The sequence below is a fragment of the Pseudoalteromonas sp. SM9913 genome (assembly GCF_000184065.1).
Classification (GTDB): Bacteria; Pseudomonadota; Gammaproteobacteria; order Enterobacterales; family Alteromonadaceae; genus Pseudoalteromonas; species Pseudoalteromonas tetraodonis.
Window position 1 is genome coordinate 41,533 of sequence record NC_014803.1, and the last position, 23,725, is coordinate 65,257.

Here is a 23,725-nt window from a genome sequence, read left to right on the forward strand (position 1 = left end):
ATAAAATTCGTATGAATACATTGTATTTGTACAGAGTTTTCAAAAGTAAAAAAGAATGATAGCAGTATCATTCAGTGCCATTTAATGAACGTTTACGTTTATTGATTGGTATCTACTTTAGTATTCAATATTAACTTCTGGCGAAGTTAAACTGTCACAAAACAAAGACCCGTTTGGGTTGTATGGTTAAGTGACTAAGCGTACACGGTGGATGCCTTGGCAGTTGGAGGCGATGAAGGACGTATTAACTTGCGATAAGCCTAGTCAAGCTAGTAAAAAGCACTTGAGACTAGGATTTCCGAATGGGGAAACCCACCTGCTTGCAGGTATCGTTAACTGAATACATAGGTTAACGAGGCGAACGCGGAGAACTGAAACATCTAAGTACCCGTAGGAAAAGAAATCAACCGAGATTCCGATAGTAGCGGCGAGCGAAATCGGAACAGCCCTTAAGCTTATTATGTGTTAATGGAAGGCTCTGGAAAGTGCCACGATACAGGGTGATAGTCCCGTACATGAAAACGCATTTTAAGTGAAATCGAGTAGGTCGGAGCACGTGAAACTTTGACTGAATATAGGTGGACCATCATCTAAGGCTAAATACTCCCAACTGACCGATAGTGAACCAGTACCGTGAGGGAAAGGCGAAAAGAACCCCTGTGAGGGGAGTGAAATAGAACCTGAAACCGTGTACGTACAAGCAGTAGGAGCCCACTTGTTGGGTGACTGCGTACCTTTTGTATAATGGGTCAGCGACTTATATTTTGTAGCGAGGTTAACCGATTAGGGTAGCCGTAGGGAAACCGAGTCTTAACTGGGCGAATAGTTGCAAGGTATAGACCCGAAACCCGGTGATCTAGCCATGGGCAGGTTGAAGGTTGAGTAACATCAACTGGAGGACCGAACCCACTAACGTTGAAAAGTTAGGGGATGACCTGTGGTTAGGAGTGAAAGGCTAATCAAACCGGGAGATAGCTGGTTCTCCCCGAAATCTATTTAGGTAGAGCCTCGGACGAATACTTACGGGGGTAGAGCACTGTTAAGGCTAGGGGGTCATCCCGACTTACCAACCCTTTGCAAACTCCGAATACCGTAAAGTAATATCCGGGAGACACACGGCGGGTGCTAACGTCCGTCGTGAAGAGGGAAACAACCCAGACCGCCAGCTAAGGTCCCAAAGTCATAGTTAAGTGGGAAACGATGTGGAAAGGCCCAGACAGCCAGGAGGTTGGCTTAGAAGCAGCCATCCTTTAAAGAAAGCGTAATAGCTCACTGGTCGAGTCGGTCTGCGCGGAAGATGTAACGGGGCTAAACTATGCACCGAAGCTGCGGATTCAAAATTTATTTTGAGTGGTAGGGGAGCGTTCTGTAAGCGGTTGAAGGTGTACCGGGAGGTATGCTGGACGTATCAGAAGTGCGAATGCTGACATGAGTAACGATAATGCGGGTGAAAAACCCGCACGCCGGAAGACCAAGGGTTCCTATCCCATGTTAATCAGGGTAGGGTAAGTCGACCCCTAAGGCGAGGCCGAAAGGCGTAGTCGATGGGAAACGGATTAATATTTCCGTACTTGGTATAATTGCGATGGGGGGACGGAGCAGGCTAAGCAAGCATGGCGATGGTAGTCCATGTGAAAGTGTGTAGGCTAGTGACTTAGGTAAATCCGGGTTGCTGTTAGGCTGAGACACGAGACGAGTCACCAAGGTGATGAAGTTGCTGATGCCATACTTCCAGGAAAAGCCTCTAAGCTTCAGATTATACCGAATCGTACCCCAAACCGACACAGGTGGTCAGGTAGAGAATACTAAGGCGCTTGAGAGAACTCGGGTGAAGGAACTAGGCAAAATCGTACCGTAACTTCGGGAGAAGGTACGCTCCGATTGGTGATGAGACTTGCTCTTTAAGCTGATTGGAGCCGCAGTGACCAGGTGGCTGGGACTGTTTATTAAAAACACAGCACTGTGCAAAATCGCAAGATGACGTATACGGTGTGACACCTGCCCGGTGCCGGAAGGTTAATTGATGGGGTTATCTTCGGAGAAGCTCTTGATCGAAGCCCCGGTAAACGGCGGCCGTAACTATAACGGTCCTAAGGTAGCGAAATTCCTTGTCGGGTAAGTTCCGACCTGCACGAATGGTGTAACCATGGCCACGCTGTCTCCACCCGAGACTCAGTGAAATTGAAATCGCAGTGAAGATGCTGTGTACCCGCGGCTAGACGGAAAGACCCCGTGAACCTTTACTACAGCTTGGCACTGAACATTGAACCTACATGTGTAGGATAGGTGGGAGACTTAGAAGCAGAGACGCTAGTTTTTGTGGAGTCGTCCTTGAAATACCACCCTTGTAGTTTTGATGTTCTAACGTTGGCCCCTGAATCGGGGTTACGGACAGTGCCTGGTGGGTAGTTTGACTGGGGCGGTCTCCTCCCAAAGAGTAACGGAGGAGCACGAAGGTTGGCTAAGTACGGTCGGACATCGTACGGTTAGTGTAATGGTAGAAGCCAGCTTAACTGCGAGACAGACACGTCGAGCAGGTACGAAAGTAGGTCATAGTGATCCGGTGGTTCTGAATGGAAGGGCCATCGCTCAACGGATAAAAGGTACTCCGGGGATAACAGGCTGATACCGCCCAAGAGTTCATATCGACGGCGGTGTTTGGCACCTCGATGTCGGCTCATCACATCCTGGGGCTGAAGTCGGTCCCAAGGGTATGGCTGTTCGCCATTTAAAGTGGTACGCGAGCTGGGTTTAGAACGTCGTGAGACAGTTCGGTCCCTATCTGCCGTGGGCGTTTGAGAATTGAGAGGGGTTGCTCCTAGTACGAGAGGACCGGAGTGAACGAACCGCTGGTGTTCGGGTTGTCATGCCAATGGCATTGCCCGGTAGCTACGTTCGGAACTGATAAGCGCTGAAAGCATCTAAGCGCGAAGCAGGCCTCGAGATGAGTTCTCACTAGACTTTTAAAGTCTCTGAAGGGCCGTTGAAGACTACAACGTTGATAGGCAAGATGTGGAAGTGGTGTGAGCCATTAAGCTAACTTGTACTAATTACCCGTGAGGCTTAACCATACAACGCCAAACGCGTTTTATGTGATAGTGAAACAAGCGAAGAAGTTAATATAACTAAAGTAGATACTTGAAGACTTTATTATCAGAAATTCCAAATTTTAGTAAGGTCGATTAAATCGAACTTACACCAAATTTGCTTGGTGACAATAGCGTTTTGGACCCACCTGACCCCATGCCGAACTCAGCAGTGAAACGAAACAGCGCCGATGATAGTGTAGCATTTGCTATGTGAAAGTAGGACATTACCAGGCTCCAAATAAGAGAAACCCGTTACAGCGATGTGACGGGTTTTTTTACGTCTGCAGGAAAGTGAAAATGCAGGTTCGAAGTGAAAGGCACCAGTTAAAAGGAAGAAATAATACCAATTTGCTTAATTAAGCGGTCTATTTTGAGGTAGGAAAAACGGGTTGATAGCTAGGCAATAAATTCGCTATTTAGTTGTTCTAAATGAGAACTTTTTAACACAGATAGCGACACGTTTAGCCCCGCAAAATGATTGAGTATTATTGCGGATTGGTATAATAGCCAAAAGCCACCTTCATGCCTTCATTATGACTCTCCACGCTGTTCTGCCACGACATGCTACTGCGCTGTCGCTAAGAAGTAGGATAGTTACTCTAAATACAAGTCAGTGTTAAGCCCTCAGTTATAAGTTTTGAAGTATTACCATCAGCATTCTCCCTTTACTGATCTCAGTTATTCTCCTTGCACCTTTAAACTAGTCCCTAAATTATCATCTTGTTGCAATTTCATTGTTGGTTTAATAACTGTCCTGTGTAAAACTATCTAGGATAATTTAGTAAATCAGGTGACATGAATGTCGAATATAAAAGCTTGGAAACTTCTCAGCCTGTTTTGTTTGTTTACAGCACTGATTGGTTGTCAATCTAAAGAAGAACAGCTACAACAAACAATTCAAGAGTCCATTAAAAAGGCCGATGTCGAGCTTACTCAGCTTGGTAAAGCACTTGATAATGGTAGTATACGTAATGCGATTATTCTTAAAGAATACAGTCGTATCCTTAAACAACAGCAACCTGAACTCAGTAAGGTTGTTGATGTAGTTAGCCTTGATGCCACACGCCAGGGAGCCCTTTATAGTGGCTTAACCCAACGCCTTGATGATATTAAGGGTAATTACTTAATTCCTCCTTACGAAGACACTTTATACAATATTGATTTATTGCGTGAAGCCGCCAAGCCAACGTTATTTTCTGATGCCTTAACCGATCCTATTAATATGCTTGCGGATATGTCGAATGGTTCTTTGGCACGAGTTGGTGCTATAAGCCAAAAAGCTGAAGGCGAAGGGGTCGGTAACCAAATGGTAGGTAATCCTAACTATGGTAATTGGCAAACGAATAGTAGCGGTATTAGCTTTTGGCAATGGTACGGCATGTACCGTATTTTGGGTGATGTATTTGACCGAGTTGAATACGGAAGTTGGAGTAAACGCCGTAAGTATAGTTACTACAATGACTATGGTCGTACTCGTTACTCAAGCCCTAAACAAATAAAAACCCAAAGTGCATTAGAAACACGTACACGACAATCTTACCAACGCCAAGGCAAGCAGTTCACTAGTCCTTATGCGAGTAAAAAAACAGGTGCATCAGGTTTGAGTCGCAGCAGTTATACGCCGCCTAAAAGTCGCAGCAGTTACTCAAGAGCGAGTAGTTATAGCAATAATTCAGGATCGGTTCGTAACAGCAGTAGCAGAACCTCGCGCGGCGTAAGTCGTGGTAAGTAAAGAATAACGTTGGAGTTAGAATAATATGTATGAATTTAATGGAATAACTATGTGGTCTTTGCAAGCACTGTCTGTGGACTTTGCAATTATCATCTTACTGTTTGTGAGCTTAAAGTATATTAAAGGTTGGGTATCTAATTTACACGCCAATGATGAAATTACCGAGCGCGATAACTTTGCATTTGGAATAAGCTTTGCCGCTGGTTTGGTAGCACTTGCGATTGTGTTAACGGGCGTGAGTAGTGGTGCGTTTGCTGCTACGTTACAAAAAGAAGCTCTGTTAATGCTTGGTTATGGTGCATTAGCAATTCTGCTTATAAAGCTGGGTCACTTTTTTCAAGATAAAGTGGCGCTGCGTAAAGTGAGCTTACATAACGAAATAGTCAAAGGTAACGTTACTGCGTCAATTATTGATTTTGGCCATGTAGTAAGTGTTGCAGTGGTTATCCGCTCAGCCCTATTGTGGGTTGCTACTGAAGGTTGGCATGGCATTCCTATTGTTATTGCTGCGTTTGTAATTGGTAGTGTGGTATTGCTGTTAGTAAGCCAATATCGCGTGCAGTTATTTAAGCGCACCAATAAAAGTGGCGACTGCCTACAACAGGCTATTATTGATGGTAATTTAGCAGTAGGTGTTCGTTATGCAGGCTTTTTAATTGGTAGTGCATTAGCCATTACTGCTGCAACAGGTATTGCTCCTTATGCTGCTGACAATATTAATGCGAGTTTACTTTACTGGGCGCTAAGCGCCGTTGTTTGTTTGGTTGCTTTCATTTTACTGCACTTACTGACGATTAAAATCATTCTTGCTGGCTGTAATATTTCAGATGAAGTGAATCGTCAAAAGAATGTGGGTGTTGCCGCTATTTCTGCAGCTGTGTCATTTGCTGTCGGGATCACTATGGCCACACTACTGGGTGCATAATCACGTGTCATCAACTCAAGCTTCCCCAAGTAAATTTAATTTACTTGGGCATGATATTTTACTGATCACTGTTATGGCCGTACTCGCTGGGTGCGGCCTTATTTATGAATACTTACTTTCTCATTATGCTGGCCGAGTACTCGGCTCAGTTGAGAGTGCAATTTACGCCATGATAGGCACTATGATTGTAGCTATGGGGATGGGTGCATTTTTAGCGCGTTGGTTTAAAGATGCCTTTACCGCATTTGCTTGGCTAGAGAGTATTATTGCGCTCATAGGTATGGGCTGTATATTAGCCATTGCCAGCATTATTGCCGTGAGTTATTCACTCCCTCATTTATTCTCAAGTATTTTTAATATTCCACCTGACGTTATTCTTAATGGTTACGTGTTTCAAAAGCTGCAAGAGTGGTCTCGCTTTTTACCTTATGTATTTGGCTTAATATTAGGGCTATTTATTGGTATGGAAATACCGCTTATTGCGCGCATTCGCCAGCATGTTTATGGACGTTTTTTAGAAAATAACGCCGGCACTATATATGGGGCTGACTATATTGGCGCTGGTATTGGCGCGGCAATTTGGGTGAGTATTATGCTCGCGATGCCAATAATGCAAGCCGCCGCTTGGACAGCGCTATTTAACATTATTGCCGGACTTGCCTTTTTATGGCGTTATCATAGCTATGTACGCTTTGCTAAGTTGCTATTGGTTTGCCATATATTACTGCTGGTGTTATTCGCTTTTATTTTGCAGTTTGGTAGTAGCTGGATGGATAACCTAAGTAACGTACTATACAAAGATAAAGTTATTTACTCTCAGGCGACTAAGTATCAACATGTGGTGCTAACAGAGCGTTTAAGTAAAAATCAGCCTCAGCCAATTACTGATCTATATTTAAATGGTCGTTTGCAGTTCTCTAGTGTAGATGAGCAAATATATCACTCAATGCTCGTTTACCCTGCCATGCTGGCATCTAATCGTCATGACCGTGTTTTGATTATTGGCGGCGGCGACGGGTTAGCCATGCGAGATGTATTAAAGTGGCCGGTTGAGGAAGTGACCTTAATTGATTTAGATGGACAGCTACTTAATTTATTTGGTCATAAAGATAACCAATACACGCCGCCTGAAGATATTAAACAGCGACTAGTGGCACTCAATAATGAATCGATGCATGACCCGCGAGCAAATATTATTGTGGGCGATGCATTTTTAGAAGTCGAAAAGCTACTGGATCAGTCAAAGCAGTTCGATACTATTTTAATTGATTTGCCAGACCCTAATCACCCTGATCTTAATAAGATGTACAGCGATTACTTTTATAATCATGTACGCCAATTATTAGCGCCTGATGGTGCTATGGCGGTACAGTCAACATCGCCTTATCATGCGAAAAAGGCATTTTTAAGTATTGCTAAAACGGTGAAAGCCGCAGGTTTTGATTATGTAGAGCAATATCAGCAAAATATTCCTTCGTTTGGTCAATGGGGATGGACTATTGCGACTAAAATGGGGCAATCACCTAGTGCCCGTATTAGCAATATAACTGATATGCCAGTGCCATCTCGGTGGATTAGTAAAAAATATTTATTAGCGAGTTTTGCATTTCCTAATAACTATTTTGAACAAGTGAACGATATTGAAGTCAATAGGTTAGGTTCTGGTCGCTTGTATGATTACTACCGAGCAGCTTGGCAAATAGAAAGTGAATTGTATAAAAATTAATAAAACATGGTTGACATAATATGTCGGTCGTGCGAATCTTAACTCAGACATAATATGTCAAACGACGAAAAGGCAGAGACATGGAATTAAATGAACTTTCAATAAAATTAGCGTCTTTTGAAACCGAGGGTGCTAACTTTGAGTCTTTCTTGATTGCCAATCCAGGTGAGCAAGATGTTTTACAAGTCATTGTTGATGGAAATGACGAGCTTCCAATTTTTGTTACTCAAACACAAGAGCAATTACTATGTATTAGCTACTTGTTTGACGAAGATGAAGTAAAAAGTGAATTACGCAACGAGTTAAACGAAACACTACTGCGTTTAAACGTGCCAATTCCACTGAGTGCATTTGCTAAGATCGATAATAAATACGCGATTTTTGGTGCACTGTCGGTAAATTCATCTCTAGATGATGTTACCCACGAACTAGTGACATTAGCTGATAACGCTATAGATGCACTAGAAGCCGTGACCTTATATTTAAACGATTAGTAGCTAGTTAGTGGAGTTAAGATTATGAGTATTTTAAAAAAATTATTTACAGCAGTACGTGGCGGCGCACGTGAAGCAGGCGAAGCAATTGTTGATGCCAATGGTATTCGTATTTTTGAGCAAGAAATTGCTGATGCACAAAATGCGTTACACCGTGCTAAAAAAAGCCTAACAGAAGTGATGGCTAAAGAAATGCAAACTAAGCGTAAAATTAGCGCAGTAGATGCATCAATTGCTGAGCATGAAGCTTATGCAGGTCAAGCCCTTGAAAAAGGGAATGAAGCATTAGCATTAGAAATTGCAGAAAAAATTGGTGACTTTGAAGCTGAGAAAGCTGAGCACGAGCAAGTGTTAGCGGGCTTTAGTAATCACATAGTGACTTTGAAGCAGCAAGTAAAAGATGCTGAAAAATCAATTAAGGAAAATCAGCGTCAGCTTACTATGGTTAAAACCACAGAAAGCGTTCAGCAAGCGACAATGGCTGTAAACAGCACGCTTAATACTAATAATTCATCAATGACATCGGCGCGTCAGTCGCTTGAGCGTATTAAGCAACGCCAACAAGACCGTACTGATCAATTAGGTGCTGCAAAGTCTCTAGAAGCAGATGTTAATGGCGACGATTTAAAAGCTAAAATGGCTGAAGCAGGTATTGGTGATACGAATCCAAAAAGTGCTGATATTTTAGCGCGCATTAAAGCGAAGCAAAATAGCTAACATTTAGAACCATATCAAAAAGGTAACCGAGTTTCGCTCCGTTACCTTTTTTGCTTACAGAGGCACCTTATATGTTTAATTTTTTCAAATCTAAAAAAAAGCCAGAACGTCAGCTTAATCATGCGAGTGACCTTAAAAAAGGCGACATGTTTACTGTCATTGATTCGTTTGCTTATCCTTCATGGCTTAAAGGTCAAACGTTGCGCGTTATTGATGTGCAAACGTATCAGTACCAACACAGCAGTGATACTGAATTTGTACTTGAAACTAACACTGGCCAAGTGGTGTTTTTACAAATAGAGCAAAATGATGGTGAACAGTGGGCAAACTTCTCTATAAAAATTCAGCGTGATGAAGTTGAAGAGATTTTTGGTCTTGATGAATTTGCGCGTATTTTTGATGAAGAGTCATTAACACATATCACGGTACAAAATACCCCTGAGCGTTTTATGCAATTTTTAGCGAAAAGCTATCAACAAAGTGAATCGCCTTATGTATGTTATTTTCATAATAAAGACTTTCGTGGCCAAACGCTGCCTCGCTATGAGCAAGAAGGTGGAGAACCATGCGAAATGATTTGCTTAGCCTCTCCTGATGAAGGACATAGCGTTAATATAGAGATTTGGGAGGGAGGTGAAACAGAAGTCTCACTGACGTTAACTCGCCCAATTAGCGATATTGTTGATTTGTTTCCTGGAGATGCCCAGTGAGTGATGCTAAAGACAAGTGGTTGCGCCAAGAGCAAGCTGTGCGCGCCACGCAAATGGCATTTGATTTGAGTAGTGAGGTACAAAAGTCGATAAAAAAACAAGCTATCGATCAAGAGCTCACTCCCTCAGATATGATCCGTAAAATTTTAGGTCTTGATGTAAAGTCTAAAAAAACACGGCAACGACTATCGTTTAATTTAAATGATGACGAAATAGCGCAATTGGCTAGCCGGTTTGAAGTGGCAGTAGATGATAAAAGAGCGGTAAAGCAACAGGTAGCAGAGTTACTCATTGAGCATACAAAAAAGACTAAGTAACCCTTTTGCCTTCTTTATGTAAAATACTTACACTGGGGCTATTATTTTCTAAAAAAGTGCCGCTGTGAATATCTTATTGATTGCCTACTTACTCATGTTTGCTTTATTTGGCACGGCGGCAAGCTACTTCGTGCGTTTTATATATGCTTACTGGGTACAGAAAAAAATGCCACTGGAATACATTTTTAAGGCAGGTGTGTGTATTTTCATGGTGGTGGTTATTTCGGTGTTAATACCACTATTAGATTAACACCGAAACGAACTGCTACTGGTAGTTAACTGTTTTACATTGATTATCAATACATAAAGAGTGGACTTCTAGCACTGGTGAACAGTCTTTGAACTCAAGCATTGCATTATCTAGTTGTTCTTGCTCGGTGATTTTTTGCGCTAATTGCTCTGCTTGTTCTTGAGAGTGATTTAATGTTGAGTACACAACATACTTACTCGGCCCCCCACAGACACGCGAGCCAACACCTAACACCTTACATTGATAGCTGGCTGTGCAGCTTTTATTACTTGTAAGCTCATTAAGTTGAGTATTTAAAACAGATTCACTCGCGTTTTGAGCTTTGCTTGATGTTAGTGCACTACTGCAACCGCTAAGCAGCATAGTCATAACAACACAGGTAGCTGATAGCTTAATTACGGATGACAAACAACTCATAATCTAATCCTTAAAATACACTTACCGCAGAGCCTTCAAGTTTAACACATTTATTTTCAACACACTGAGTGCTTGGCGCAGTTAAATGTTGGCAAATACTCATCATGCCTTTTTGCGCATTATAGGTACTTTCCAATTGAGTGATAGTATCGCTTAGGGCTGAAACCTGCTCTTGGGGTGCGCTTTGTGTAGAGTACACAATGTAATCACTTGGTCCACCACAGGCACGGCTACCAACAGCACTGACTTTACACTGTGAACTAGTTGAACATTGTTTATCTGCTATGAGGTTATTTAATTTATTTTTTGCTGTTTTAATATCATCAAGCGACACTTCTTTTGCAGCATCAACCGGTAGTTGCTGTGCTATTTTATTTTGCTTATTTTCTTGTGGTAGTTTTTGTTGTGGTATCGGCGTAGACGTGTTTTCTACCGCATTGGTTTTAGTTTGCTCAGTTTCATTTGAGGTGGTTTCTAAGCAAGCTGTTAAGCAAAGCGGTAGCAGTAGAGCGAGTAATGGAGTACGCATAATCGTTCCTGATAGTGATGAATTATTCATCACTATCATACACGGTGCATCCATTACGGCAATAAAAACTCTACTATCAATATATTAAAGCGCCATTAATGGCGTTTTTACATTAACCCACCTTGGGTTAATTTAGCTGGATTGAGTAATGCTTCTAATTCTGAGCGAGATAGGTCTGTCTCTTGCTCGGCGATATCAATAATTGGCTTTGCTTGCTGGTAAGCTTGTTTGGCAATTTTTGCTGCTTTTTCATAGCCAATAACTGGGTTGAGTGCAGTAACTAAAATAGGATTTTTAGTCAGCGCTTTATCAATCTGTGCCTGATTAACTTTAAAGCTAGCAATGGCTTTATCCGCTAGTGCTTGCGCACTGTTAGCAAGTATCTCTGTACTTTGCAGGATATTATAAGCAATCACGGGTAGCATTACGTTAAGCTCAAAGTTGCCAGCTTGGCCTGCTACGGTAATTGTGGCGTCGTTACCGATTACTTGCGCACTAGCCATTGCAGCGGCTTCTGGGATCACCGGGTTCACTTTGCCAGGCATAATGGATGAACCAGGCTGCAATGCTTCAAGCTCTATTTCACCAAGTCCCGCAAGCGGCCCTGAATTCATCCAACGTAGATCGTTGGCTATTTTCATTTGCGCAACGGCATAGACTTTCAGCTGCCCTGATAAAGCCACAATGGCATCTTGCGAGCCAATATTATAAAAAAAGTTATCACTGGGGATAAAGTTAATCCCTACTTTTTCACTTAGCTGTTTGGCAAATAGCGTAGCAAATTGTGGATCGGCATTAATACCGGTGCCGACCGCTGTTCCCCCCTGAGCCAGCTCACAAACACGTATTAGTGCATGCTCAATACCGCTGGCTGCGTGCTTTACCTGCGATTGCCATGCGCTGAGTGTTTGCTCAAAGGTCACTGGCATTGCATCCATTAAATGAGTGCGCCCAGTTTTAACTATATGACCGATGTCTGCTTTTTTCTGCTCTAAGGCGTCGGCTAAGTTTGCTAGTGCTGGCAATAATTTTTTATCAACACTGATAGCACTGCTTAAGGCGATTGCAGTGGGAATAACATCATTCGAGCTTTGTCCCATATTCACATCGTCGTTAGGGTGAATAGGTTGATTAGCATGTTTTGAAGCCAAACTTGCAATAACTTCGTTGGCATTCATATTTGAGCTGGTACCTGATCCCGTTTGAAAAATATCAACGGGGAAATGCTCATAATGCTGACCATCAATAATTTCTTGGCAGGCATGCTCGATTGCATTTGCTTTTGTTTTATCTAAATGGCCCAGCTTTAAATTGGTTAATGCTGCGGCTTGTTTTATATACGCTAAAGCAATAATAAATTGCTGTGGCATGGTGAGGTTGCTAATTGTAAAGTTATTAATGGCGCGTTGGGTTTGTGCTTTATAAAGTGCGTTAGCGGGCACGTCGAGTGTGCCCATGCTATCTGATTCTGTTCTAAAGTTACTCATTAGTACTCCTAAAAAAGAGAATATATGACATTAAACTACGCTATATAAAAAGATATGGTGCTGTTATTGCTATTTACAACGGTATAGCTAAAAAGTAGGGGGCGTCAAGGCAAGTTAACAAGTGGGATTAAAACTAAAAAGTCGACTTAAACGGATTTTAAGTCGACTTAAATAATGTATTTATATAAACAGCCAGTTATAAGGCTAAACAGAATTTTAATTGTAGCCAAGAATAAATATTTGGTCTGTTTCATGTTTGTTTTGTGCCTTTTGAGTGTGTTTTACATGAGAAAGTAAGTCGATAACCGTTGCTCTACAATCTGTTTCATGACTCGTTTTATCTAGGCTTTTATCGGTAATTGCCATTACAGCGTCTACGGCGGTATAGGGTGAAATATACATAATGTTATCCTTTTGTCGTTTAGTACTCATTAAGTGAGTAATTTAATAAAAGCATATAGCGTACCAGCTCGGTAAATATAATTTAACGTATTGAAATTAAAGTTATTTTATTATTTTGGTTAATTTACTCACGACAAAATAGCTGAAATTTGTTTTACTATTGTGCATTCATTTGCAATTTAGGTGCATCAGTATGACCAAACCGTTTTCACAAGCCTGCGAAAATAATAAAAATCATATACTTAAGGCTTTGCAGCCTGCATTGCAAAATGCAGGGTCGGTACTTGAGATAGGCTCGGGGACGGGTCAGCATAGCGTTTTCTTTGCCAAAAAATTGCCACATTTACAATGGTATACCAGTGATCGAGAGGTTAATCATCAAGGAATAAAGTTATGGCATGATGAGGTGCAACTGGCAAACTTGCATCCGCCTTTATTACTTGACCTAAACAATCCTTGGCCAGTGGATAAAGTGGATGCGATATATACTGCTAACACTTTTCATATAGTGAGCTGGGAGTTAATTACGCGTTTTTTTGCTGGAGTAAATCAGCACTTAAACCAGCAAGGGGTGGTGTGTGTATATGGCCCTTTCAAATATAAAGGGGAGTTTACCAGCCCCAGTAATAATGAATTTAACAGTTTATTGCAAAGTCGCGATCCGCTTAGTGGTATTCGTGATTTCGAAGCGGTTGAGCAACTTGCAGTGCAATCTGGGCTTAAGTTACTTAGCGATACTGCGATGCCTGCAAATAATCAGTTACTCATTTTTAAACGGCAATAAAGTGCTGCATTGTTGTTTATAAATATCGATATGTTGGCGTTCGCGTTTTAAGTAATCTGCAATAGCATGATTAAAATCGGGGTGAATAATATGATGAGCAGAATAAGTAGTGATGGGTTGAAAGCCGCGTGCTATTTTATGCTCACCCTGAGCACCGGCATTAAAACAGTGAATATTATGCTTAATCGCATATTCAATGCCTTGGTAGTAACACAGCTCAAAGTGAAGAGAATCAATCTCTTCGCTTGCTCCCCAATAACGCCCATAAAGGGTATTGTCACCAATTAAACTTAATGTGGCGGCAATCACTTTATGGTCTTTTTTGGCTAGCATAATGAGCAATTTTTCAGCCATTAAGGCGTGTAGCAAGCTAAAAAAATCGCTGTTTAAGTAGCCTAAATGGCCTGAACGTTTTAAATAAGTACGTTGATAAAACTCACAAAAAAGCTGCATCACTGTTGTGGTGATTTGCTCACCTTGCAGCCATTCAATGGTGATATTTTGCTGTGTTATTTTAGCGCGTTCTTTTTTTACTGCTTTGCGCTTACGGGCATTAAAGGTTTTTAAAAAATCGTCAAAATCTTTAAAGCTATTATTAAACCATTGAAATTGCACGCCGGTTCTTTGCATAGCACCTGCATCACTTAGCTGTGAGGTTTGTGCTTTATCGCAAAAGTTTACATGCCAGCCTGACCAGGCTTGTTTTGCGCAGTGGGTATTAAGTTGCTCTGTTATATACTCATAAACTAACTTTGGATTGCTATGCATAATACGTATTCTTTGCCCCTCAATCGGACTAAAGGGAATACAGCACAGCCATTTAGGGTAATAATCTAAGCCATTTTTTTCATAAGCTTCAGCCCATGCCCAGTCAAATACATATTCACCGTAGGAGTGCGCTTTTAAGTAGCCAGGGGCAAGGGCAACTAGTTTATCGCCTTCATAAACGGCTAAGTGGTGAGGCTGCCAACCTGTTTTAGCACTTACACATTGGCTTTGCTCAAGTGCGTATAAAAAAGCATGTTGGGTGAATGGGTCATTACCGAAAAATTGATGCCACTGTGTAGCATCAATTTGATTAATACTATTAAACCAACTGTGAGAAAAGTGGCTCATAATGCTTTGCCTACTACTGTTGTCTGTGTGTTACTTGTTAATTTTGATAATAATTCGACAGCCATATTCGGTTTTCTATTTTGGATAAAACCTTATGGTTCATCCTGCTCGATATATTGAGATAAGCATTGTGTGAGCTTATCGAGTTCAAGAGGTTTTGCAAGATGTTCGTTAAAACCAATTGCTAAGGCATTGGCTTTATCTTCAGGCATTACATCAGCAGTTAAGGCAATAATTGGTAATTGCTCAGTACTTTTAATTTGACGTATCAAGGCGGTGGCTTGGTAACCGTCCATAATCGGCATTTGGCAATCCATTAATACTAAATCGAAGTCATTTATTTTAACTTGTTCTACTGCTAATTCGCCATTTTCAACCAGTGTTGGGGTAATCCCTAAAGAGCTAAGCATTGCTTTTATGACTAATTGATTGACGCTGTTATCTTCTGCAACCAGTATTTTTAGTTTACTTAAGTCAACATGCTGGTGTATGTGCTTTGCCGTTACTTGTTGCGCTGCACATGTATTTAACTCGACAGACAGAGTAAAAGTAGAGCCCTTACCTGGCTCGCTTTGTACGCTGATATCTCCAGACATTAATAAGCTAAGTTCTTTTGCGATTGCTAAACCAAGCCCTGTGCCACCAAATTTACGTGATGTTGAGCTATCGGCTTGGGTGAACGCATCAAATAACTTACTTTGCTCTGATGGCGCAATACCGATGCCCGAATCCTTAATAGTCAAGGTAATTTGACGACGTCTATCGGTGATCTCTTTGCTGTATGCGCTAACACTTACTTCACCTTCATAGGTAAACTTAATGGCGTTACTACATAGGTTTAATAAAATTTGCTCAATTCGCATAACATCACCTTCAAACCAAATATCGGTTGGTAATTGGTTATCAACTTTCCAGTTAATACCTTTTTGTTCAGCGCTTTGCTCGAACATACTACTGATCCGAGCAAGAAGCGCATTCAAATCAAAAGGAGCGACTTCTAAGGTGAGCTTTTGTGATTCAATTTTAGAGATATCGAGTACATCATTGATTAAACTTAACAATGATTTAGACGCTAAATTAATTTTATTTAGATAACCGGTGAGGGTTTCAGCGCTATCTTCACTTTTAGCTAGAGTTGAAAAGCCAATCACAGCGTTAAGTGGGGTGCGAATTTCATGGCTCATATTTGCTAAAAATCGGCTTTTAGCCTGATTTGCTAAATCAGATTGCTGTTTAGCTTTAACCAGCGAGCGTGTGCGCTCTGCTACCAAGCGTGAAAGTGCGAGGTGTTGGTTATTAAACAGCAGTAATATCAGTAAAATGAGTGAGCTGACAATGACCTGTAAAATAAGCAAAAAGAGTGTCATGTTATTAGTTTGATGCGGTAGAAATTCATCTTTAATGGTTAAATCAACCAGCCATGTTTGCCCTGCAAAATTAATCGTGATGGTTGTCAGTTTATTGCTTTTGGTCGGTATATTTTCGGCGTTTGAATAAAATGGATTGGTAGTATTAGCTTCATAAATATCGATATTAAACATCTTATTTTGTGCTTGGGTAATCGACTGAGCAAGTATGTTTTTTACTAAAAATACACCTGTTGCGTAGCCTTTAATTGAGGCAACTTCGTTATTTTGTTGATACACAGGAGCAAATAATAAATACGCAGGTTCAGGTTCTTTTGCTTGAACTAACTGAATTATTTTAGTGCCCACAGGGCGATTTTTAATGCGTGGGTCGAGTAAAGTCTCACGGCGATCTTTACGAGAATTGAGATTAAAACCTATGGCAGATTGGTTTTCTACAAAAGGAGCAATATAGGTAATAACCACCAATGGATCGTTGTTTGATAATGGCGCCCCTTTAATGCTCGGATCAAAGTTGTATGCAGTATAAACTTCATTGAGCTGTTTGTTAAAGTCACTGACCTGAGCCTGGTTAATTTTGCGGTTCCATGAAAATGCTTTAATAAATGAATGCTCAGCCAATAGTTGAGCACTGTAGCTATCAAACTCTTGCTTGCTTAAAGTCGGTGTTGATTGTATCTGGCTTGCAAGGCTTTGTACGGTTATTTGGCTGAGGTTTAAATTGCTCAGCAAACTGTTTTCAATAATAGATGTTTCGCGCTTAGCTATTTGTATCGCATTTGAATACGTCTCTTGGTTGTATAGCTTAGTGGTTAAAGCTACAGAGATAAATAACACCGAGCACACTGCAATAGTAGGTAATGGGGTAACATCATGGCGTTTAAATTTTGGTTGTAATAACGCCAATAAAAAGGGAGTTGCGATCAGTACGCCAAGAGAGTCACCAAGCCACCAAAAAGTAACATTGTTCCAATGATTATCAATGCTGTAAGCAGGGTTAAACTGACTTAAAGCATAGACGCCAATATTGGCCGATATTAGGCTGACGACAATACCGACGACAAAAATAAAATAAATAATAGATTGGCGTTGTTTTAAATACAACGGATGGCCTAGCCAGTACTTTAAAAGAGCAGCGCCAATCATGCCTTGTAGCATAGCGCCTAAACCGATTAGCAGTACTTGTTGTAGTGTATTACCAATTAAAACCTGCTCAGTGATTGGGTTATCACCGGTACTTAAATTAAAGGCGACAGAGGCAATAAATAATGCCGGGATAAAACGCCACCACCAGATAAAACAGCCAACTAGGGCAATACCTGCAGGGAGCCAGATAGGGATGACTTGTGATTGAAAGGCAAAATTAGTCAATAACTTACCAGTTGCAAAATACGCAACCGCAAATGATATGTAAAAAACAAAAGAACTGGATGTTGAACGAAAAATCTTCACATGCATCCTTGTTAAATATTATTTTTATAGTGATATTTCAGTATAGCGAATCGGCACTAAATAGTATTATTTTTTAAAGTGGTAGCTGCTTTTTACTAAATGATTGTTTGAGTACTACCGTTGACTCTATATTGGCGATACAGCTTAAGCTCCCCAGCTGGTGCTTTACAAACTGCTCATAGCTTTCTAAATCCTGAGAAATAATTTTCAGTAAATAATCGTGGCTACCTGAGATCACAGAGCACTCAAGTACATGGGCTAGCTTTTCTACATGCTGCTCAAATTGCTGTGCCGCACTCACCGAGTTTTGACTTAGTCGCACAAAAGCATAAACCAGCACATTAAGGTTGAGCGACTTAGGGTTAATGGCAGCGTGATAGCCCGTAATTACATGTTCCTGCTCAAGCTTTTTGATACGCCTAAGAGTTGGGGTGTCTGATAGGTTAATGGTATTGGCTAATTCAGAAACCGACATGCGGGCATGCGATTGTAAGGCAACCAGTAACTGCTGATCTTTTTTATCTAACATGACTATGGGATCTTATTAGTGATTTTAATGTTGGTAGTGATTATTGCTAACTAAAGGTGTTTTTACTATTTTTTTTGGCGTTTTACCCTCAGGGGTTTTTGTTAGCATTAAAACATAATAATAACAGGGTGTAGTTATGAGTTCTTTTACTGCTAAGTTTGACCGTTGGATAAGATCAGAGTTTGTAAGCTTAAACTCGCAATTAGAACAGCTTTATTGGCAGCAAACCGATAAGGCTAATGTTGAGGGGATTGGTGATAGCTTAAAGCTGGCACTAAAGGAGCAAGGCAATGCGCTGATCAGCGATTTATTGGACGAAGGCAATACCGACGAAGGATTTGATAGCGCATTCGATTTGCTTGGTAATGTTGGTTTGTTTATGGCTGCTTGTCGCAGGCATGAGATCACAGAGCCGAGCAGAGAAACAACCTCACCATTAGTTGAAGCATCGGCGCTTGCTATGCATATTGGTGCTTCTATTGGAGTAACTCCTCGTTTTGCCACCGCACATTTAACCACTCATAATAAAGCCATTAATGGCACCTATAAACGGTTTACAAATCTTGATGATGAAGCTCTGTTTTTAGATTACAACACCCAAGGTATTTTAGCGTATAAGCGCGCGAGTGATGCTTTACTAAAAATACTGCCATTAGGTATTTCACACCCAGTCACGGCTGAACTACTTGAGGTGGTTAAAACGGCACTTATTGATGTAATAGCGTCGAATAATGCCTTGTATACTCAACTTGATACCGAGCGTTTTTTTAATTGTGTACGCCCATACTACAAGCCTTACCGGGTAGGTAAAGAGGTTTACCGTGGTGCAAATGCGGGAGATTTTGCCGGCATTAATGTTATTGATATGCTGTTAGGGCTTTGCAGTGCCAATGAGCCGAGTTACTCACAAATGCTGGTGGATAAATTTTTATATATGATGCCAGAGGACCAACAAATATTGCGAGAAGCCATGCGTATGCAAAGCTTTATGGATGACTTCTTAAAAGCCGAGCAATATAAACACACAGAGTGGTTTCAAAAGCACGGCAAACTATTTATACAAGTGTGTAAATTACATGGTGACACCGCTATCGGTCATCATAATCAGTTGGTTGAGAAGTTTATTGCCCAACCGTCACTGCAAATGCAACAACAGCATATAAGCAAAGTAACTGCCAGTGGACCACCTTTACCGGTACTGCTCGATTCATTAGCTAAGTTAAGAGATAGGCGTGCCGCGGCAAAGCGTGACGACATAAATACGCGCTTTGATGATTTAAACACGCTAAAACAGTGGATTAATTAATATGGCTAAAAATGATTTTTGTATGCCACAGGGTTGTTATTTATTAAGCCACTCTGTTGGCCGCCCATTAAAAACGAGCTTAGAAAATGCCACTGAACATTTTTTTACTCCTTGGCAAGAAAGTGTAAAAGAGCCATGGCAACAGTGGTTACCCGCCATTGAAAGATTTACTGAGGCATTAGGGCAGTTGTTTAATGCGCCTAGTGAGCAATTTTGTCCTCAGGTTAATTTATCCAGTGGTTTAACCAAATTGGTTATGTCACACCCCGTATTTAATAAACCACAGTGTACAGTATTAATGGCGCAGGCTGATTTTCCCAGTATGGGGTTTGTAATGCAAAAAGCACTGCCTGAATGTGCAAAAATACGCTACATCCCTGAGCATGAAGACTTGAGTGATAGACAGGTATGGCAGCGATATTTAACTTCAGAGATTGATGGGGTATTTGTTAGCCATGTTTATTCTAATACGGGTGTACAAGCTCCCATAAACGATATTGTGGCGCTGAGTAAAGTCACGAATACACTCTCAATAATTGATGTGGCGCAATCGGCAGGGGTTATCCCTGTCGATCTAACGGCGTTAAATGCTGACTTTATGATCGGTTCAAGTGTGAAGTGGCTATGCGGAGGGCCAGGAGCTGCTTATTTATGGGTAAATCCAAAGCAAATAACACAATGTGAACCAAAAGATGTTGGCTGGTTTTCACATCAAAACCCATTCGAGTTTGATATTGCGCATTTTCAATATAACGCTAAAACACTAAGGTTTTGGGGCGGTACGCCCTCGGTACTTCCTTATATTATTGCCGCTCATAGTATTGAATATATTGTTGAATTTGGCGTTGAACAAGTGAGATCGCACAACTTGATGTTACTTGAGTTAATTCAGCAGCAATTGGGCGCTTTTTTAATGTCACCTAGCGCTAAAGAGCAATGTAGTGGCACCGCTATTTTGCAGTTTTCTGAGCATCAGCAAAGTGTATTAACAGCATTAGAGACTGCAAAAATAAGTGTTGATGTGCGTAAACTCGGCATCCGTGTTTCACCTCACATATATAATACAAAGTCAGAGATACAAACATTTATTGATGTTGTGAAGCACATACTTAAGGTTGCTGACTAAGCTGCTGTTTTTTTTGAGTGAGTGCTTCTATTTGTTGTTGTGCTTGCTTGATTTGTGGGTCAAATCGCTGCTTAAGTGCCGCCGTTTCAGTGGTAATGGCATTCGCAATTGAGCTGGCTCCTAAGCGATTTGCTTTATCTTGGGTCATGTAATCGATTTGCTGTTTTTTTTGTGCGTATTCTTGTTGGTATTGTTTAATCTTAAGCTCAAGCTGCACAATATCACGCTCTATTTGTTGCACCGCTAGATAATCGTCAACAGAAGTATCGGCAACTGGTGTGTTCTCAGATTGTGGCGTATTTGTTTGCATGATGTTGACGTTTCTAAGCGTGATCACTTGAGCGTCTTCAGCGCAAGGAGTTTGACTAAAAGTAGGCACTCCTTTAATGGTACATTTATAAACCGTCACTTCATTTGCCATGCTAGCAGCACAGGCACCCAAACAACATAGTAGTAATATTAGCTTTGCCATGGTTAAACCTAAGCTGGTTTAAAGTACCATTTATAATGCACTAAGTTGTGACACCATACAATTTGTTTAATTTATTAGCATGCGCTCGCGACGGCCTTATACAAAGTGCGAATTAATAGAGGCTATTAAATTTTAGGCACAAAAAACCACAATTAAGTGGCTTGTAATCAGTAATGGTGAAGAGGGAGGGATAGACTTACTTACATCCCTGTAATTAATCGCTGCGCGACGCTTGCAGCGGCCTAAAATGTTCCAGACATTTTATTGAACCCTGTCGAGAGTGCTCACCCTCCCTATTTCTTAACGGAGTTAAAATTTAGGCACAAAAAAACCACAATTAAGTGGCTTGTAATCAGTAATGGTGGAGAGGGAGGGATTCGAACCCTCGATAGAGCTACAAACTCTATACTCCCTTAGCAGGGGAGCTCCTTCGGCCACTCGGACACCTCTCCGACGCATTATTCAGCGTGTTATCAATCGGAAAAAACCAATTAATACAAATAAGTGGTGGAGAGATAGGGATTTGAACCCTAGAGGGGCTATAAACCCCTGCCGGTTTTCAAGACCGGTGCATTCGACCACTCTGCCATCTCTCCACGTCGTGATGCAGGATAATACTTAGGTGAGTTGCCTGTGTAAATAGCAAAAAGATCGTTTGCTTAAAAAGTGAGCGTAAATGCGGTTTTTTTTGTAAATTATGAAAATTAAAGATGATTTTTAGCTATGAGGAGGGAGCTGGCAGCAAACAGATGGAGCTAAAGAAGAAACTTCATTTAGTGGTTGGGTGTTTGCTGCAACAATACAAAAATCATGGTTGGGTGATTATTTGTATTGAATTGCACCGCCAAGTGCTAATTTTTTTCCGTAACGGTTAAGTTTAGCTAACATTCTCGCTTTGCGATTAGTTGGTTTAACTGCAACGTGAGTTGTGGCTGTTTGGTTTAATGTATTAATTGGGTTCATTGTATTCGCTCCAAGGTTGTGTCTGTTGAAAACGTGTGCATTTTGCCCGTAGGTTGGTTAAAAATAAAGCGATAAAAATTGCTGGTGAAGTATTAGTTTTTTTAATCTGAAAGTGTTTTTTTTGATTTGCTATTTAATGGCGTTTTTTTTGATTTTGTATATTTATTCATTATAGTCGTGTGCTATATCACTTTTATACGGGGCTTTTGCAGTTTTTTTAATTTTAATATGTTTATAAATAGATTATTTTGAATAGTTATTCAGATTAAATTATTTTGTATTAATGGGGTGGGTTTTACTTCGTTAAAAGATTTAACATGCTATTTATAGGTGGTTAATTATTTATCAGAGAAGAGCATTAAAGAAACGATAAAAAAGAGTGTTGCTAGGCTTTTAAATTATAAAAAAAGTGCCTAGGTTACTAGGCACTTTGGAGTTAGTTGCGTTTTAAAACGCGTCTAACTGGGGATCGCACCGCCTCAAGAATTTAAAACTTAAAAAGAGGTGGTTTTAATATGTTGCAATTTGGGCTTACAATCATCAGCTCGGACGGCATTCTAAGTGATCTAGAGCGAAGTGAAGATTATACTTTGGTTTGTATTTTACTATGAAGCCACAAAATGCCTCTGCACAGCAAGAGCAGATCCGCTCAACAGTCTATTATTTGAGTTAAATGGGACTGGTGGGGGTAAAAAACGCAAAATGCGGCATAGCTTAAAAGCAAATGCCGCAAAGGGAGATTAATTAAAATGCTGAGCAGTTAGTGCTGTTTTATAGTAAATAACTCATAGCCTTTTAATGCAGGCACTTGCGCAGCAAGTTGAGTTTCTTGTTGTGCGATTTCAACAAAGTCACCACACAGTGTATTTGCACGCTGTTCAAGTTTTTTTGCATGGAGCTCTACTTTTTCTTCTATTTGTGCGCCCATATTTTCCATGCGCTCTTCAAAGGCTTGCATGTCGCCACCTGAACCCATTAGCTCAGAGCCTAATGCTACTAAAATACTGCCCATTGATTGCATTACGGCCGACTCAACGGCAGTTTCTATTTGTTGTTCAAACTGCTGTTCAAAGTTTTCACCAAACTGAGTGAAGCTTTGCTGGCCCATGACAAATGTACCTTGTTGGTAAAAGGTACCCTCTACTTCTTGTTGAATATCGTCCATTAAGGTAGCAATGTTATCGAGGCCATCAATATTAAATGCATTGGCGACTTCTTCTAATGCAACGCCCGCAATTTTAACGCCATCAAGTGCAATGTTGGCTACTTCAGGTAATTGCGCACGTAAATTATCTGTGTAGTTGGTCAGTGCTTGGCGCTGAGCGCTATTTAATGCTACTTGCTCGCCATTGATCGACAACTCACCTTGAGTGGTAAAAGTCATACGTTGATTGTTGGCTTTAAAAATTTCTAATTCACTTGGCTTTATACGTACATCGTTTTTAAACTCAACTTTACATTCGTCGTTACTAAATGTAATTGAAGAGCTGTTATCGTTATGAGCCATGGCGACGGGGGCGCACATAATTGCGCTAACTAATAATAATTCTTTCATGTTTATTCTCTGTTTTTTGATGATGATAATTAACTTATAACAAGTTTGGTGCCAATAGTTTTTAGTGTTTAAAAACAGTGGTTTGTGATTTTTAAGGTGCTTTGAAGTTGAAAGTAAAGTTATTAAAAAAGCTAAAATTTGGTCAAAATAACCAACAGTTAAATGATAATAAATAAAATTTATCGATACGATAAAAAACTCTCACTTTCCACAATTCAAATTTAGCGCTATTTATTCACAATACTGACACAGAGACTATT

21 protein-coding genes, 2 tRNA genes and 2 rRNA genes are annotated in these 23,725 nt (G+C 40.7%); 13 read left to right on the plus strand and 12 right to left on the minus strand.

Annotated features, from left to right (window positions below; all coding sequences use genetic code 11):
• Window positions 1–184: 184 nt before the first annotated feature.
• The 10 genes from PSM_RS00190 to PSM_RS00235 all read left to right on the plus strand — a co-directional run bounded on the left by PSM_RS00190 (window position 185) and on the right by PSM_RS00235 (window position 9,960).
• Window positions 185–3,071: ribosomal RNA gene (locus PSM_RS00190) — 23S ribosomal RNA — on the plus strand.
• Between the two features lie 136 nt (window positions 3,072–3,207).
• Window positions 3,208–3,322, plus strand: a 5S ribosomal RNA gene (gene rrf, locus PSM_RS00195).
• Between the two features lie 566 nt (window positions 3,323–3,888).
• Window positions 3,889–4,821, plus strand: a complete 933-nt coding sequence (locus PSM_RS00200; RefSeq protein ID WP_010392530.1) for a hypothetical protein — start codon at window positions 3,889–3,891, stop codon at window positions 4,819–4,821.
• 25 nt (window positions 4,822–4,846) lie between these two features.
• On the plus strand, window positions 4,847–5,746 hold the full coding sequence (locus PSM_RS00205) for a DUF350 domain-containing protein (protein WP_013463678.1): 900 nt from the start codon (window positions 4,847–4,849) through the stop codon (window positions 5,744–5,746).
• 4 nt (window positions 5,747–5,750) lie between these two features.
• A complete protein-coding gene (locus PSM_RS00210) occupies window positions 5,751–7,472 on the plus strand; it encodes a polyamine aminopropyltransferase (protein WP_013463679.1) in 1,722 nt (573 codons plus the stop codon).
• Between the two features lie 80 nt (window positions 7,473–7,552).
• Entirely contained in the window at window positions 7,553–7,966 is a 414-nt protein-coding gene (locus tag PSM_RS00215) for a YjfI family protein (RefSeq protein ID WP_004335098.1), read from the plus strand.
• A 24-nt stretch (window positions 7,967–7,990) separates the two neighbouring features.
• Entirely contained in the window at window positions 7,991–8,683 is a 693-nt protein-coding gene (locus tag PSM_RS00220; RefSeq protein WP_008113282.1) for a PspA/IM30 family protein, read from the plus strand.
• 71 nt (window positions 8,684–8,754) lie between these two features.
• On the plus strand, window positions 8,755–9,393 hold the full coding sequence (locus PSM_RS00225) for a hypothetical protein (protein WP_013463680.1): 639 nt from the start codon (window positions 8,755–8,757) through the stop codon (window positions 9,391–9,393).
• Window positions 9,390–9,710 (plus strand): hypothetical protein, encoded by a 321-nt coding sequence (locus tag PSM_RS00230; RefSeq protein WP_008113280.1) that lies wholly within the window; start codon window positions 9,390–9,392, stop codon window positions 9,708–9,710. The genes PSM_RS00225 and PSM_RS00230 overlap by 4 nt, the downstream gene beginning before the upstream one ends.
• Before the next feature lie 64 nt (window positions 9,711–9,774).
• Window positions 9,775–9,960, plus strand: a complete 186-nt coding sequence (locus tag PSM_RS00235; protein ID WP_008113278.1) for a hypothetical protein — start codon at window positions 9,775–9,777, stop codon at window positions 9,958–9,960.
• 15 nt (window positions 9,961–9,975) lie between these two features.
• On the opposite strand, the gene PSM_RS00240 is transcribed toward PSM_RS00235, so the two are convergent.
• The 4 genes from PSM_RS00240 to PSM_RS00255 form a co-directional block, all read right to left on the minus strand.
• Window positions 9,976–10,377 (minus strand): hypothetical protein, encoded by a 402-nt coding sequence (locus PSM_RS00240; protein ID WP_008113277.1) that lies wholly within the window; start codon window positions 10,375–10,377, stop codon window positions 9,976–9,978.
• 10 nt (window positions 10,378–10,387) lie between these two features.
• A complete protein-coding gene (locus PSM_RS00245) occupies window positions 10,388–10,906 on the minus strand; it encodes a hypothetical protein (RefSeq protein WP_171046546.1) in 519 nt (172 codons plus the stop codon).
• Window positions 10,907–11,013: 107 nt separating this feature from the next.
• Window positions 11,014–12,393 (minus strand): class II fumarate hydratase, encoded by a 1,380-nt coding sequence (locus PSM_RS00250; RefSeq protein ID WP_013463684.1) that lies wholly within the window; start codon window positions 12,391–12,393, stop codon window positions 11,014–11,016.
• Between the two features lie 216 nt (window positions 12,394–12,609).
• Window positions 12,610–12,795 (minus strand): hypothetical protein, encoded by a 186-nt coding sequence (locus PSM_RS00255; RefSeq protein ID WP_013463685.1) that lies wholly within the window; start codon window positions 12,793–12,795, stop codon window positions 12,610–12,612.
• A 193-nt stretch (window positions 12,796–12,988) separates the two neighbouring features.
• Here PSM_RS00255 and PSM_RS00260 point away from each other — a divergent pair, with 193 nt between their 5' ends.
• Window positions 12,989–13,579, plus strand: a complete 591-nt coding sequence (locus PSM_RS00260) for a DUF938 domain-containing protein (RefSeq protein WP_013463686.1) — start codon at window positions 12,989–12,991, stop codon at window positions 13,577–13,579.
• Here PSM_RS00260 and PSM_RS00265 read toward each other — a convergent pair.
• The 3 genes from PSM_RS00265 to PSM_RS00275 form a co-directional block, all read right to left on the minus strand.
• Window positions 13,556–14,695, minus strand: a complete 1,140-nt coding sequence (locus PSM_RS00265) for a GNAT family N-acetyltransferase (RefSeq protein ID WP_013463687.1) — start codon at window positions 14,693–14,695, stop codon at window positions 13,556–13,558. The genes PSM_RS00260 and PSM_RS00265 overlap by 24 nt on opposite strands.
• 92 nt (window positions 14,696–14,787) lie before the next feature.
• The gene (locus PSM_RS00270; RefSeq protein ID WP_013463688.1) at window positions 14,788–17,514 is read right to left on the minus strand and encodes an ATP-binding protein; all 2,727 of its coding nucleotides are present in this window, start codon (window positions 17,512–17,514) and stop codon (window positions 14,788–14,790) included.
• A 73-nt stretch (window positions 17,515–17,587) separates the two neighbouring features.
• Complete coding sequence (locus tag PSM_RS00275; RefSeq protein WP_013463689.1) at window positions 17,588–18,043, minus strand: Lrp/AsnC family transcriptional regulator; 456 nt, start codon at window positions 18,041–18,043, stop codon at window positions 17,588–17,590.
• A 136-nt stretch (window positions 18,044–18,179) separates the two neighbouring features.
• Between PSM_RS00275 and PSM_RS00280 the strand changes: the two genes are divergently transcribed.
• Window positions 18,180–19,349 (plus strand): PrnB family protein, encoded by a 1,170-nt coding sequence (locus PSM_RS00280; protein WP_013463690.1) that lies wholly within the window; start codon window positions 18,180–18,182, stop codon window positions 19,347–19,349.
• Between the two features lies 1 nt (window position 19,350).
• Window positions 19,351–20,475 carry an aminotransferase class V-fold PLP-dependent enzyme gene (locus PSM_RS00285; RefSeq protein WP_013463691.1) on the plus strand — a complete coding sequence of 375 codons (1,125 nt, stop codon included), beginning with the start codon at window positions 19,351–19,353 and terminating at the stop codon, window positions 20,473–20,475.
• Here PSM_RS00285 and PSM_RS00290 read toward each other — a convergent pair.
• The 5 genes from PSM_RS00290 to PSM_RS00305 all read right to left on the minus strand — a co-directional run bounded on the left by PSM_RS00290 (window position 20,459) and on the right by PSM_RS00305 (window position 23,465).
• Window positions 20,459–20,947 carry a DUF4124 domain-containing protein gene (locus PSM_RS00290; protein ID WP_013463692.1) on the minus strand — a complete coding sequence of 163 codons (489 nt, stop codon included), beginning with the start codon at window positions 20,945–20,947 and terminating at the stop codon, window positions 20,459–20,461. The two genes, PSM_RS00285 and PSM_RS00290, sit on opposite strands and share 17 nt — an antisense overlap.
• Window positions 20,948–21,306: 359 nt before the next feature.
• A tRNA-Ser gene (locus PSM_RS00295) sits at window positions 21,307–21,399 on the minus strand.
• A gap of 53 nt (window positions 21,400–21,452) precedes the next feature.
• Window positions 21,453–21,543, minus strand: a tRNA-Ser gene (locus tag PSM_RS00300).
• A 226-nt stretch (window positions 21,544–21,769) separates the two neighbouring features.
• Window positions 21,770–21,910, minus strand: coding sequence for a hypothetical protein (locus PSM_RS18555; protein WP_008113257.1), 141 nt, complete (start codon window positions 21,908–21,910; stop codon window positions 21,770–21,772).
• 760 nt (window positions 21,911–22,670) lie between these two features.
• A complete protein-coding gene (locus PSM_RS00305; protein WP_013463693.1) occupies window positions 22,671–23,465 on the minus strand; it encodes a YggN family protein in 795 nt (264 codons plus the stop codon).
• Between the last annotated feature and the right edge of the window lie 260 nt (window positions 23,466–23,725).

Coding starts and splice junctions, on each gene's coding strand:
- PSM_RS00250 (WP_013463684.1), bottom strand. CDS start 12,393: ATGAGTAACTTTAGAACAGAATCAGATAGCATGGGCACACTCGACGTG.
- PSM_RS00290 (WP_013463692.1), bottom strand. CDS start 20,947: ATGGCAAAGCTAATATTACTACTATGTTGTTTGGGTGCCTGTGCTGCT.
- PSM_RS00280 (WP_013463690.1), top strand. CDS start 18,180: ATGAGTTCTTTTACTGCTAAGTTTGACCGTTGGATAAGATCAGAGTTT.
- PSM_RS00240 (WP_008113277.1), bottom strand. CDS start 10,377: ATGAGTTGTTTGTCATCCGTAATTAAGCTATCAGCTACCTGTGTTGTT.
- PSM_RS00265 (WP_013463687.1), bottom strand. CDS start 14,695: ATGAGCCACTTTTCTCACAGTTGGTTTAATAGTATTAATCAAATTGAT.
- PSM_RS00200 (WP_010392530.1), top strand. CDS start 3,889: ATGTCGAATATAAAAGCTTGGAAACTTCTCAGCCTGTTTTGTTTGTTT.
- PSM_RS00255 (WP_013463685.1), bottom strand. CDS start 12,795: ATGTATATTTCACCCTATACCGCCGTAGACGCTGTAATGGCAATTACC.
- PSM_RS18555 (WP_008113257.1), bottom strand. CDS start 21,910: ATGAACCCAATTAATACATTAAACCAAACAGCCACAACTCACGTTGCA.
- PSM_RS00305 (WP_013463693.1), bottom strand. CDS start 23,465: ATGAAAGAATTATTATTAGTTAGCGCAATTATGTGCGCCCCCGTCGCC.
- PSM_RS00285 (WP_013463691.1), top strand. CDS start 19,351: ATGGCTAAAAATGATTTTTGTATGCCACAGGGTTGTTATTTATTAAGC.
- PSM_RS00220 (WP_008113282.1), top strand. CDS start 7,991: ATGAGTATTTTAAAAAAATTATTTACAGCAGTACGTGGCGGCGCACGT.
- PSM_RS00260 (WP_013463686.1), top strand. CDS start 12,989: ATGACCAAACCGTTTTCACAAGCCTGCGAAAATAATAAAAATCATATA.
- PSM_RS00215 (WP_004335098.1), top strand. CDS start 7,553: ATGGAATTAAATGAACTTTCAATAAAATTAGCGTCTTTTGAAACCGAG.
- PSM_RS00205 (WP_013463678.1), top strand. CDS start 4,847: ATGTATGAATTTAATGGAATAACTATGTGGTCTTTGCAAGCACTGTCT.
- PSM_RS00245 (WP_171046546.1), bottom strand. CDS start 10,906: ATGCGTACTCCATTACTCGCTCTACTGCTACCGCTTTGCTTAACAGCT.
- PSM_RS00275 (WP_013463689.1), bottom strand. CDS start 18,043: ATGTTAGATAAAAAAGATCAGCAGTTACTGGTTGCCTTACAATCGCAT.
- PSM_RS00225 (WP_013463680.1), top strand. CDS start 8,755: ATGTTTAATTTTTTCAAATCTAAAAAAAAGCCAGAACGTCAGCTTAAT.